At 49.0% G+C, this 13,198-nt stretch carries 11 protein-coding genes; 4 read left to right on the top strand and 7 right to left on the bottom strand.

Annotation, left to right across the window (positions count from 1 at the left end; translation table 11 throughout):
• Positions 1-14 precede the first annotated feature (14 nt).
• From EH243_RS01185 to leuC, 5 genes are all read right to left on the bottom strand, one after another.
• Positions 15-2,591, bottom strand: a complete 2,577-nt coding sequence (locus tag EH243_RS01185; RefSeq protein ID WP_126156803.1) for a FimV/HubP family polar landmark protein — start codon at positions 2,589-2,591, stop codon at positions 15-17.
• A 431-nt stretch (positions 2,592-3,022) separates the two neighbouring features.
• On the bottom strand, positions 3,023-4,138 hold the full coding sequence (gene asd / locus EH243_RS01180; RefSeq protein ID WP_126156802.1) for an aspartate-semialdehyde dehydrogenase: 1,116 nt from the start codon (positions 4,136-4,138) through the stop codon (positions 3,023-3,025).
• Between the two features lie 190 nt (positions 4,139-4,328).
• On the bottom strand, positions 4,329-5,411 hold the full coding sequence (gene leuB, locus EH243_RS01175; RefSeq protein ID WP_126156801.1) for a 3-isopropylmalate dehydrogenase: 1,083 nt from the start codon (positions 5,409-5,411) through the stop codon (positions 4,329-4,331).
• 69 nt (positions 5,412-5,480) lie between these two features.
• The gene (leuD, locus tag EH243_RS01170) at positions 5,481-6,128 is read right to left on the bottom strand and encodes a 3-isopropylmalate dehydratase small subunit (protein ID WP_126156800.1); all 648 of its coding nucleotides are present in this window, start codon (positions 6,126-6,128) and stop codon (positions 5,481-5,483) included.
• Positions 6,129-6,148: 20 nt separating this feature from the next.
• Positions 6,149-7,564 (bottom strand): 3-isopropylmalate dehydratase large subunit, encoded by a 1,416-nt coding sequence (gene leuC / locus EH243_RS01165; protein ID WP_126156799.1) that lies wholly within the window; start codon positions 7,562-7,564, stop codon positions 6,149-6,151.
• Between the two features lie 165 nt (positions 7,565-7,729).
• Here leuC and EH243_RS01160 point away from each other — a divergent pair, with 165 nt between their 5' ends.
• The 4 genes from EH243_RS01160 to speD all read left to right on the top strand — a co-directional run bounded on the left by EH243_RS01160 (position 7,730) and on the right by speD (position 11,592).
• Positions 7,730-8,611 carry a LysR family transcriptional regulator gene (locus EH243_RS01160; protein ID WP_126156798.1) on the top strand — a complete coding sequence of 294 codons (882 nt, stop codon included), beginning with the start codon at positions 7,730-7,732 and terminating at the stop codon, positions 8,609-8,611.
• 52 nt (positions 8,612-8,663) lie between these two features.
• Positions 8,664-9,584 (top strand): poly(R)-hydroxyalkanoic acid synthase subunit PhaE, encoded by a 921-nt coding sequence (locus EH243_RS01155; RefSeq protein WP_126156797.1) that lies wholly within the window; start codon positions 8,664-8,666, stop codon positions 9,582-9,584.
• Positions 9,581-10,654 (top strand): class III poly(R)-hydroxyalkanoic acid synthase subunit PhaC, encoded by a 1,074-nt coding sequence (gene phaC / locus EH243_RS01150; protein ID WP_126156796.1) that lies wholly within the window; start codon positions 9,581-9,583, stop codon positions 10,652-10,654. Before EH243_RS01155 ends, phaC begins: the two co-directional genes overlap by 4 nt.
• A gap of 116 nt (positions 10,655-10,770) precedes the next feature.
• The gene (gene speD / locus EH243_RS01145; RefSeq protein WP_126156795.1) at positions 10,771-11,592 is read left to right on the top strand and encodes an adenosylmethionine decarboxylase; all 822 of its coding nucleotides are present in this window, start codon (positions 10,771-10,773) and stop codon (positions 11,590-11,592) included.
• Between the two features lie 185 nt (positions 11,593-11,777).
• Here the strand turns inward: speD and EH243_RS01140 are convergent, their stop codons facing one another.
• Positions 11,778-12,260 (bottom strand): hypothetical protein, encoded by a 483-nt coding sequence (locus tag EH243_RS01140; protein WP_126156794.1) that lies wholly within the window; start codon positions 12,258-12,260, stop codon positions 11,778-11,780.
• Between the two features lie 453 nt (positions 12,261-12,713).
• Positions 12,714-13,103 carry a GFA family protein gene (locus tag EH243_RS01135; RefSeq protein ID WP_126156793.1) on the bottom strand — a complete coding sequence of 130 codons (390 nt, stop codon included), beginning with the start codon at positions 13,101-13,103 and terminating at the stop codon, positions 12,714-12,716.
• Positions 13,104-13,198: the final 95 nt, after the last annotated feature.

Here is a 13,198-nt window from a genome sequence, read left to right as displayed (position 1 = left end):
TTATTGTCAATAATTTAGCTTAAAGAGCTTAGCAAGTTATTCGCTTCAGCCTGCTGCGCCTCGCTGCCCTCTTTAGCTATCTCCCCAAGAATATCTTTCGCGCCATCGATATCTTCCATATCGATATAAGCCCGCGCTAAATCCAGCTTAGTTTCCACCTCATCGGCATCATCAAGCAGGTTTAGGTTATCCAAGGAATACTCTTCGGAATCATCGGTCATGTCCAAGCTAAGCTCTTCATCACCGCCATCGCTTAGCAACATTTCCAATTCAGAGTCCAACTCGGCGTCTAAATCCTGACCGACAGGAGAGTCATCTGTTTTTGCTGGTGCGATCTCCTGCTCTTCGAGCACAACATCGTCTTCACCATCAAGCATGGCCTGCAGATCAGCATCCAGATCTAGCTCATCAAGGTCAGCGTCAGATTCACCGGTCTCAGCCAGCAACTGATCAAGCTCAGCATCCGCATCAATCGCAGGTTCTTCTACCGCAGACTCATCCACGGCATCAACGACAGGCTCATCAATGGTGAACTCTGTCAGCTCTAAATCATCTTCATCAAATGCGTCGACTGCTTCGGGCTCAACATCAGCTTCATCTGCAACATCAAGGTTAAAGTCGAGATCTAAATCATCATCAACCGCAGGCGCCTCTGTAGTAGCAGCGCTATCTTCGCTATCGTCAAAGGATTCAATATCAAACTCTAGATCGAGATCTTCCATCGAATCATCAGCATCAACGTCCGGCTGAGCAATTTCGTCAGCTTTAGCAGCATCCGCTAACAACTCTTCGAGATTATCAGCTTCAGGCTCTTCCTCAGGTACATCCATAGGCACATCACCGAGGCTTTGAACCTCAGGCACCTGCAGATTACCTAGATCAAAAGAATCGGTATTTTCACCGAGAATAGAGTCCAACGCATCATCAATCTCTTCATCCTCATCTAAAGAGGCTTCAACCGATTTAGCCGCTTCCTCTTCAACAGCCCGAGATTCGGCATCAAAATCATCAAACCCGAGATCAAAGTCATCTTCATCAATGCTATCAATGGCTGCTGTATCGACCTGCTCTACATCCATATCGAGATCGAGATCATCAAGATCGATATCTTCGATTGCCGCCTCAGCAACAACTTCAGCAGTAGGCTCAACAATCTCTTCAACGTCATCCGCGGCCGACTCAACAACCGCCGCCGTAGCCGCTGCTGCCGCGACAGGTGCAATCACATCAGAAGCATCGCCTTTATCTTCTTTTGTCTTGCGACGCAGTAGTAACAACGCTAATAGAAAGGCGATTAGAGCACCACCGGCAGCGCCGATGTACAAACCGAACCGTTCAAGTAGTGTTTTCTCGGTAGGCTCAGCAGTATTTGTTGCCGCTGCTTGATCGACAGGCGAGATAACCGGCTGATTTTTCGCCGATTCTAATTCGGCCTGAAGTTCAGCCATCTGCTGATCCTTCAGTTCTAATAGCCGCTGCAGACTTTCCATCTGCTGCGCCAGCGCATCAACCCGACCGCTTAACTCTTCGTTCTCACGCTGAATCTTATCAACCGATTCAAGCGCACTCGCTAGTTCAGTTTCGAGCTGCTGATTTTTTTTTAACAGCACAGAGTCAGCCTGACTCATATCAGTATCGGCCGCCTGATCTGAAACCATTTCCGCTTCAGATGACTTATCAGGAGAAACTATTTTCAGTTGCCCCTGGGCCGTATTGGCAGCAACGTCATCAGTCTTTTTTTCGGACGCCTCTCCTTTTTTATCAGAAGCAGAGGATGCATCTATCGGCTCAGCACTCGGTTTGGAGCTAAGTCCCTGCTTCCAGCGCTGCGTTTGGCGCCAGAACTCTTGATTCGCTTGCTTTCGGTCTAGCGCCTGCACCTCCTTCAACGAAGGGAGATCCATCACTACACCTGCTCGCAACTGATTGACGTTGTTATTACGAAAGGCTTCAGGGTTTTTACGTTGCAGCGCTAACATCATCTGCGCTTCCGTCACAGAACCGGCAGGTTTATAGCGTTTAGCGAGATCCCACAATGTATCGTTAACATCAACATACACCTGACCATCGGTCATACGCGTACGGATATTGTTAGCTGGTTTTTGCGGCGCCATGGGCTTAGCAGCAACCGCAGCGGAAGAACCGACAGCATTAGATCGCGCAGGCTGAACGGCTGCTGGCGCTGGGGTGGGATCATAAATAGGCGGATCGAGAAGCACCGTATACTCACGCACCAAACGACCACTCGGCCAGTTCACTTCCAAGAGGAAGTTAAGAAAAGGTTCTTTTACTGGAGCCGTTGAGGTCAAGATAATCTTACCCTGACCTGACGCACCGGGTTGGACTTCAAATTTCACATCCGAGAGAAAACGCAGTTTCTCTATACCCGCCAAGGCAAAGTCATCAACATTGGCCATTTTGGGCTGAACTTGTTGCGGATCAACTGATCTCATCTGCAACAGCTGTATCTCGGCTTTGAGCGGCTCATTTAACGCCGATGTTATTCTGATCTCGCCGAGACCAAGCGCATGTGCAGTTGAGGTCCCTAGTGCACCTGCAATCGCCAAGCTTAGGGCTAATTTGCGCAGCATATTTTCGCTTCCTTAATTTCCCCGGTCCTGAATATTATATAAAATCGTCAATATTCAGAAAGTTACGTATCCAGTATCAATGCACAAAGTATTCATTAAAACCTATGTTTAATCAACAACCCAGATAGGCCATGAATCACCAAACCCTATAAGCTAAATCAGATTTTAGCGCTAGATTGCCATATCAAAAGCATCAAAACTGAATCCAAAAAACATAAAACCCAACAAATTCAATAGATTACTGACTTATTCCTATTCAAAACATACCGCTGAAAAATATTTCAAGCAGTGGTTTCTTTATACTACCTAAAATGATGACAGCCTCAGCCGCCCTAGCTGAAAATATTTATTCTGTTTTAATTGATTTAAATCACGGATGAACAGGCAAAAAAAACCGGCTTTAACAGCCGGTTATATCGTTTAAAACAGAATTAATCCTGTAGCAGAATGCGCAGCATACGACGTAATGGCTCCGCAGCACCCCACAACAGTTGATCGCCAACGCTAAAGGCATTGAGGAACTCATCACCCATGTTCAGCTTACGCAGACGACCAACAGGTACACTCAGGGTACCCGTTACTTTCGCCGGCGTTAGGTCACGGGAAGTGATATCGCGATCATTAGGCACGACACTCACCCAATCATTGGCTTCAGCGATCATGGATTCGATTTCATCCATCGGTATATTTTGCTTCAGCTTGATCGTAAATGCCTGACTGTGACAACGCATCGCACCGATACGCACACAGGTACCATCGATCGGCACAGGGCTATCGCTCAAACCAAGAATTTTGTTGGTTTCAGCATAAGCCTTCCACTCTTCACGGCTTTGACCATTAGCCAGCGGCGTATCGATCCATGGAATCAATGAACCCGCCAGCGGCACACCAAAGTTATCTGTCGGCATCGCATCAGAACGGATAGTCGCAGCGACTTGCCGATCGATATCGAGGATCGCACTGGCAGGGTTAGCCAGATCGGTTGCAACCGAATCATGGATAGCGCCCATCTGAGCGATCAGTTCGCGCATATGTCGCGCACCGCCGCCAGAAGCAGCCTGATAGGTCATGGAGGTCATCCACTCAATCGCGCCAGCACTAAACAATCCGCCCAGTCCCATCAACATCAGAGAAACAGTACAGTTACCGCCGACATAGGTTTTGACACCGTTGGCCAAACCATCTTTGATCACGTTCATATTCACGGGATCAAGCACGATAATAGCATCATCTTCCATGCGCAAAGAGGAAGCCGCATCGATCCAGTAGCCATTCCAGCCAGCACTACGCAGAGCACCATAAACCTGTTTCGTGTAGTCGCCGCCCTGGCAGGAAATAATCGCATCCATCTGTTTGAGTTCATCAATGGATGTGGCATCTTTCAGTGCGGGAATATCTTTACCAATATTCGGGCCTGGCTGACCTGCTTGGGACGTTGTAAAGAAAACCGGCTCTTCGATATGATCGAAATCACCCTCTTCCATCATGCGCTGCATTAGCACAGAACCTACCATTCCGCGCCAACCTACAAAACCTACACGCTTCATCTGCTCCACCAAAAACTTTGCGAACCTGTTAACAGGCTCCTGAGAATAAAAACAACAAAGCTGTCACCTTAAATGGCAACAGCCTGTTATGGCTCTAGATATAAGAGCCGTACGATTATGCAACACTTTAGTTGCAGAGACTATCGGATTCTGGGCGTTTTATAGCCAATACCGCCGATAATCGCTGCTGTTACGCCTGCAACGCGGCGATCACCGCATCGCCCATCTCAGTGGTCGATACTTTCTGCATCCCTTCGGACCAGATATCACCGGTACGCAGGTTTTGATCCAATACCTGACTCACAGCGGCTTCAATACGATCAGCCGTATCACCGGCAGCCAGTGAATATCTCAGCATCATCGCCACCGACAGAATAGTTGCCAGTGGATTAGCCATATTTTGGCCTGCAATGTCTGGCGCAGAACCATGGCAAGGTTCATACATCCCCTTACCGTTCACATCCAATGATGCCGATGGCAGCATACCGATAGAACCGGTGAGCATCGCCGCCGCATCGGAGAGAATATCACCGAACATATTACCGGTAACAACCACATCAAACTGCTTCGGTGCACGCACCAGCTGCATCGCCGCGTTATCGACATACATATGGCTCAGCTCGACATCTGGATACTCTTTAGCGAGTTCTTCCATGATTTCACGCCATAGCACCGTAACTTCCAGCACGTTCGCTTTATCGACTGAACACAGACGCTTATCACGCGCCCGCGCCGCTTCAAAGGCCACGCGACCGATACGACGAATCTCATTCTCGTCATAAACGTAGGTGTTATAACCTTCACGTACACCATCTTCTTTGACACGCACGCCGCGCGGCTGACCGAAGTAGATACCGCCGGTTAGTTCACGCACAATCAAAATATCCAAGCCAGAGACCACTTCAGGCTTCAGCGTTGACGCATGTGCCAACTGTGGATAGAGAATCGCGGGACGCAGGTTACCGAACAGACCTAAATTAGAACGAATCCCCAACAGGCCTTTTTCCGGACGAATTTGGAAATCAGGATTGGTATCCCATTTTGGCCCACCCACGGCGCCCAGCAAAATTGCATCCGCCGCATGGGCTGCTTCAAGGGTTGCCTCAGGCAAGGGTACACCCTCGGCATCAATCGCCGAGCCACCCACTAACGCTTCACTGAGTGTCAAATCAAGGTTGTCTTGCTGATTGACCAATTCCAATACGCGCCGAGCCTGAGCAACAATCTCAGGACCAATACCATCACCCGGCAAAACCAATACATTCTTAGACATTATTCTCTTTCCTTCATCAAGGCCGCTTGACATACTCAGCAGCCAGATATTCTATCTTTCGTTAGACGCTTACTTAATCGCGTCAAATAACCAAGGAGCCTGCTGACGCCGTTTTTCTTCGTAAGCCCGAATATCAGCCGCACTTTGCAGTGTAATACCGATATCATCCAGCCCATTAAGCAAGCAGTGCTTGCGGAAGCCATCGATACTAAAGGTCATCTCTTCACCAGAGGGTGTAATCACCAATTGGCGCTCTAGATCGATACTGAGCTGATAACCTTCGGTTTCAGCCGTTTCTTTGAACAACTGATCGAGTTGTTCATCCCGCAATACAATCGGCAACAAACCGTTTTTAAAGCAGTTATTGTAGAAAATCTCAGCAAAGCTCGGCGCGATAACACAGCGAAAACCGTAATCATCCAGCGCCCAAGGGGCGTGCTCACGACTCGAACCGCAACCAAAGTTTTCCCGCGCCAACAGAACACTGGCACCCTGATAACGGGGCTGATTCAGGACAAATTCGGTATTCAGCGGACGCCCTTCGCAGGACTGATCCGGCTGACCTTCGTCCAGATAACGCAGCTCATCAAACAGGTTTTTACCGAAGCCGGAACGCTTAATCGATTTCAAAAACTGCTTAGGAATAATCATATCGGTATCGACATTGGCCCGATCCAGCGGTGCAGCGATACCTGTGTGCAATGTAAACTTATTCATCTCGCTCTCCCGATACCTTATTAAATCAACTCACGTACATCGATGAAGTGGCCAGTCACCGCCGCCGCTGCCGCCATTGCTGGACTCACCAGATGCGTACGCCCACCAAAGCCTTGGCGGCCTTCGAAGTTACGGTTAGAGGTGGAGGCACAGTGTTCACCATTGCCCAACTTATCTGGGTTCATCGCCAGACACATGGAACAACCGGGTTCGCGCCATTCAAGTCCCGCTTCGATAAAGATCTTATCCAGCCCTTCTTGTTCCGCCTGAGTTTTCACCAAACCAGAGCCCGGTACCACCAGCGCCTGAATAATGTTAGCCGCTACTTTGCGGCCTTTAACCACTTTTGCAGCATCCCGTAGATCTTCGATACGGGAATTGGTGCACGAACCAATAAACACTCGGTCCAACTGAATATCAGTGATTTTTTGATCCGCACTCAAACCCATATATTTCAGGGCACGATTGATACCATCCACTTTCACCGCATCTTTCTCGGCATCAGGGTTTGGTACCTGGCCGGAGATACCCACCACCATTTCTGGCGAGGTTCCCCAGGTCACCTGTGGCTCGATATCGGCAGCATTGATCTCAACCACTGCATCAAATTCAGCATCGCTATCCGAAACTAAACCGCGCCATTCTGACACCGCTTGATCCCACTGCTCGCCTTTCGGCGCAAAGGGACGACCCTCAAAGTAATCGATGGTGATCTGATCCACCGCGACCAAACCCACTCGCGCACCCGCTTCAATTGCCATGTTGCAGACGGTCATACGCCCTTCCATCGACATCGAGCGGAACACATCGCCACCAAACTCAATTGCATAACCCGTACCTCCTGCGGTACCGATCACGCCAATAATATGCAGCACAACATCTTTAGCGGTCACACCTAGGCCCAGCTCGCCATCAACGCGGATCAACATGTTCTGCATTTTCTTAGTGATCAAACACTGAGTCGCTAAGACATGCTCTACTTCAGAGGTGCCGATACCGTGGGCCAAAGCACCCAAGGCACCCAGCGTAGCGGTATGCGAATCGCCACAGACCGCGGTGCTGCCTGGCAGGATAGCGCCCTGCTCCGGCGCCATCACGTGAACGATGCCTTGGCGATGGTCATTCATCTTGAACTCAAGGATGCCGAACTCATCACAGTTAGCATCGAGGGTTTTAACCTGAATTTTAGACACCGGGTCAACGATCAGATCAACCCCGCCAGACCGTTCAGTGGTTGGGACGTTATGATCTGGCGTGGCAATATTGGCATCCACGCGCCATGGTTTACGACCGGCCAAGCGCAATCCTTCAAACGCCTGTGGTGAAGTGACCTCATGCAGTACCTGACGATCGATATAGATCAGAGAACTACCATCTTCGTTGGTTCGCACCAGATGCGAATCAAACAGTTTATCGTATAACGTTTTTCCAGCCATTGAAGGTCACCTCACTACGTCTTGTTAACCGGCTTGCTCGTTGCCAGCTTTTTATAGGCTGCCATCCTAATGCACGGCCTATCAGAAAACAAATTCATTATTTTTATAGTTTGCATTCCATTAAGGAATAGATAAGCTAAGCACAATCGAACAGGAGCCCGCCTTATGGATACCAACTCGCTGCAGGCCTTTGTTGCTGTCGCCGAAACCGGCTCTTTTTCCCGCGCAGCGGAGCAGCTTTTTCTTACTCAGTCAGCCATGAGCAAACGCATTCTGATACTCGAGCAGCAACTCAACAATCGACTCTTCGACCGTATCGGCCGTACCGTCAGTTTAACCGAAGCGGGACGCGAACTACTCCCCCGCGCCAACAGAATCTTACTCGAGCTGAACGATGCTCGCCGCTCGCTAAGCAACCTAAGCGGTGATGTCAGTGGCACACTTTCCGTCGCCGCCAGCCACCATATTAGTCTGCATCGACTGCCGCCGGTGTTACGCCAATATATCTCGGCGTTTCCCGAGGTAAAGCTTGATCTACGCTTTGATGAATCAGAGATCGCCTATGACAATGTACTCAAAGGCTCACTCGAAATTGCCTTGATCACCCTATCCCCTCGTCCCGACCCCAATATTCACTTTCAGACGATTTGGCACGACAGGCTCAACTACGTGGTCGCCCCCGATCACCCCCTCGCCGCCTTAGAACAGGTGACACTGGAACAACTGTCATGCTATCCCGCGATACTGTCCGGCAGCGCGACCTTCACCCGACAATTAGCCGAGCAACAGTTTTCTCAACTCGCCCTCAAACCGGATATCGCCATGTCGACCAACTATCTAGATACCATCCGTATGATGGTGGAGATCGGGCTAGGCTGGTCACTGCTACCCGAAACGATGACCGCCACTAGTTTGAGCGTTCTTAGAGTCGACGCGCCACAGGTAACACGGGAACTGGGATACATCACGCACAAGGAGCGCACCCTGAGTAATGCTGCCCGCCACTTTATACAACTTTTAGAGCAAGCAGCAAAAAAGGGTTCATAATAGTCACCCGCTTCATTAGTATGTTCATACCGACATTATTTAGGAACCAATAATGACCGACAGCACAGGCAGTGATAGCTGGCTACAGGAACAACTGCAACACTGGCAAGAGATGGCCGAACAACTGCCCCTGCAAACGGAACAGTGGCAAGCGTTTCTTGATAGTACTCAGGCAGGCCCCATCACGGATTTTGGTGACCAACAAGCGAACCTGCTAAACCTCGTTAAGCATCAGTCGGAACAGTTTAGTCAGTTTGCTGAATCACTATTGAACAAGTCCTGTGAAAACGGCAACCAAGATCAACTGATCGATCAGATTCAACACTATATGCAACGTCAGTGTAACGACCTGCTCAGCCGTCAATGGAATCTACCGGAACCCTTTGCCAGCCTAATGAAAGAGGCCGTTTTAAATGCCGACTCGCTCGCGCAGGCCCCATTACGAGAGCTTTTAGAGCAACTCGCCAAAAGCCCTGATATCGGCAATGCGCCCTATAGCCCAGCTCAGGTACGCTCCCTCGCGCAAGCGATGCTCGACTATCAGGACTCGCTGCAGGAATACCTACAGCAATATGAACAGATTTTTAACCAGACCGGCGACGAGCTTAAACAGCGTCTAGACCAACAAGCCGAGATCGACAGCGTCAACGTGCTGCAAAACCTATGGGTCGAATGCTATGAACAAGCCTATCGGGATACCGTTTTCACCGAACAATACCAAGCCTGCCACGGGCGTATCAGCAACAGCTTAAATAAGGTGCGCAAACTCGCCTTTAGCAGCCGAGATAAAAAATTCAAAGAGTTTGGCTTAGTCACCCGCGAAGAGCTCGACAGCACCATCCGCCAGCAACACCAGTTGCGCAAGCAACTACGCCGTCAACAACAGGAGATAGATGAGCTACGCGCCCTGGTGCTCAGCTTAAAAAAACAACTTCCGACTGCTAAACACGCCCAGCGAGACAACCTTCAATGAGCGGCTTTAAATTTAACCCTGAGAAAATTGCCAGAGAACTCAGCCAGTTTAGCGAACAGCTACAGCAGAGCTTTAGCACTTTAAAACAACTGGATGAGATCGACGTCGGCCAAACCGCCAAAAAGGCGATCTATCACGAAGATAAACTTCAGCTGTTTCATTACCAAAGCGAGAAGACTCCCGGACGCAAACGCTGTAAAACCCCTTTGCTCATCTGCTATGCCTTGGTTAACCGCCCTTACATGGTCGATTTAGATCAGCAACGCTCCTTTGTAAAACGGCTGCTCGCACTGGGGCTCGATATCTACCTGATCGACTGGGGCTATCCCGACGCCGCCGACCGTTATCTCGACATGGACGATTACGTCAACGGCTATATCGCCAACTGTGTCGATCAGGTATTAGAAGACACCGGCCAAGATCAGTTGAATCTACTGGGTATCTGCCAGGGCGGCACTTTAAGCCTGTGCTACACCGCGTTAAACCCAGATAAAGTCAAAAATCTCGTCACCATGGTGACCCCGGTGGACTTCAAAACCCCCGACAATATGCTTAGTCACCTAGTCCAACAGATCGATATAGACTTGGCGGTTGATACCTACGGCAATATCCCCGGCGCCATGCTCAACGATGCCTACAATGCCCTGATGCCGATGCGCCTAGGACTACAAAAAAACCTCAATATTCCCCGCCAACTCAAAGACCCCGCCTCTGCCCTCAGTTTTTTACGGATGGAAAAGTGGATCTACGATAGCCCTGATCAAGCGGGCGAGATGTTTCGCGAATTTCTGACCACCTTCTTTAAACGCAACGGCTTTATCCAGCACACCGCCACGGTCGCGGACACCCCCATCGACCTACAACGGATCACTCAACCTCTGCTCAATGTCTTCGGCAGTGCCGATCACCTCGTGCCCCCTTCTGCCTCAAAGGCATTAAAAGGCCTGACCCTCAGCAGTGACTATAGCGAATATGAAGTCGCCTCCGGCCATATTGGTGTTTTTGTCTCTGGAAAGTCACAAACCGAAGTCGCCCCCACCATTGCTAATTGGTTAAAAGAGCACGAATAACCGCCCAACAAAACCCTGAAAATAAAAAAATTCGCTTTTTTCCACGGGGTTTCTCATCTAAAATCCGCCTTCCTTTCGTCGTTAACAAAAAACCGCTTGGTTTTTAGCCGGAGTTTATGAAGTTGCCATCTAGTGGGAAAATCAAACTGCAGGGTTTTAACAACCTTACCAAGAGCCTAAGTTTCTGTATTTATGATGTCTGTTACGCACAGACGCCTAAACAGAAGGCTGAATACATTGAGTATATCGATGAGCAGTACAACGCAGACCGCCTGACAGAGATCCTGACTGAAGCCTGCGAAATTATTGGCGCCACTGTATTAAATGTTGCCCGCCAAGACTATGAGCCTCAGGGTGCCAGCGTCACGATTCTGGTCGCTGAAGAGCCGATTAAAGATTCTGACAACGTGGACACCACCGAAAAACCAGGCCCACTGCCGGATTCCGTGGTCGCGCATCTGGATAAAAGCCATATCTGCGTGCACACCTACCCAGAAGCACACCCTGATGATGGCATTTGTACCTTCCGCGCCGATATCGAAGTATCGACCTGCGGCATTATCTCGCCACTCAAAGCGTTGAACTATCTGATCCACAAACTGGATTCCGATATTGTTACAGTGGACTACCGAGTGCGTGGTTTTACCCGTGATGTGAATGGCGTGAAGTACTATATCGATCATGATATCAATTCGATTCAGAACTTTATCAGCCCCGATATCCGCGAACAGTATCAACTGGTTGATGTGAACGTCTATCAAGAGAATATCTTCCACACCAAGATGATGCTCAACGATGTCGACCTAAACACTTACCTCTTTGGCACCACCACCGCTGATCTCAACGAACAAGAGATCGAAGATATTACTGAACGTCTGTACAAAGAGATGTCGGAAATATTTTATGGCCGGAATATGCCAGATATGAGCGGTAAATAATCGTATCGCGCGCCCCATCGCAGCCTGTGAGTTTATGGGACATAAGCGCATTATAAATGCCACTCGCTGAGGCATTCTCAGCGAGTGGTGTAATCACCTGCAACCCCGCACTTCATCGCTAAACTGATCGAATCAACCTTCTTTAAGATTCAGCTTCAGCATTTTATATCGCTGTAGCGAACGTTTTAGTTAAGCAGCTTGCCATGCAACACCAGCCACTCCCGCAGCACCTTATACTCGCTATCTGGGCATTCAGGTTTCGGCAAATACAGCTCATAACGCGGTGTTTTTCGAATAACGAGGGTTAACAGATTGTTCGACTCTTCGGCTGATTGAATCCAACACCAGTCGTGATTAACTGAATCAACCCCCTGAGATACAACCAAACCGGCTTCACTAAATCGGATAGTTATCGGCACCCTATTTTTTGACTGGACGTACGACGAGATAACATAAACAATCAATATGCCCGCACAAGCGATAATGAAATAGATTAACCCACGCAGCGCAATCTCTGGCGCTCCCATCTCGGCATCCATGCCATGAACAGCGAAAGTGATAAGAGCGACAGCGAACGCATATCGATACAGGCTACGACGCATAAACTGTCTCAGTTTCGCTCGGATGCTGTCTTTAAATGTATGAACAAAGGTTTTAGTGATTTCCATTGACGCTGAAGGCCTGCCTTACAAGCTATGAATATTATTGAGAGCATCCGCTCTGCCATTGACCGACGCATTTTACGCGCCCCAAGGCTAACCGATAAACCGCCCTCCCACAACGCGGGGTGTTTATCTTTTTACACGCAATAGATTAGTGCCTCAACAAAAATGAAGCCGTTAATTAACCGCCCGCCATTCACCGACTACTCATCCAGACCCCTCTCATTATTATCCTTGAGCTTATCCAAGCGTCCAACGCTGTTAACACCTGAGCTTGCTCTACACTGCACCTCCTCCCTCCACGACCGTCCTACTCCAAATGCCAGTCACTGATGTCAGGCATCGGTATCTATCATTGATGTTTAGATCTGAGTTGCAGGATGATGGCTGTATGGAGACGGGTAACATTGGTGACTTCCATCACCGCTTTTATTTTGTCTAATCAGCTCACGACCCGCGTTACTCGAATTCAGCGTACTCAGGTAAGCGGCTGTTTAATGAGTACCAAGATGCCTTTTGAGACACCCAAATATGGCTGAGTTCTTTCGACTGGGGATCATCATCTAATGACCCTAAACGTAAAACGATGTGCTCTGTCCCCTCTTTTTTAGCATAGATCTGAGTTGCGCAGTTCTGACAGAAATAGCGAAATTTACCTGGCGATGATTCATAGCAACCTAATACGTCATCACTCATCAATTTAAAATCTTTGCCCTGTACCCCAGCGACACTTGAGAATGCCGAACCATGAGCTTTTCGGCAGGTTTGACAATGGCAATGCACGATATCGCCAATAGCACCTGATATTTCATACCTAACATGGCCGCACAAACAACTTCCGGTAATCATTTAAACCTCGATACTGAATGACTCATCATAAAATATGCTTAAACAACAAGACTAAACTACCCGGTGATAACACGGCAACCTTTACCGATCAGCGA

This window comes from Amphritea opalescens (assembly GCF_003957515.1).
Classification (GTDB): Bacteria; Pseudomonadota; Gammaproteobacteria; order Pseudomonadales; family Balneatricaceae; genus Amphritea; species Amphritea opalescens.
The sequence above is the reverse complement of the archived record's forward strand: the minus strand, read 5'-3'. Positions and strand labels throughout refer to the sequence as shown.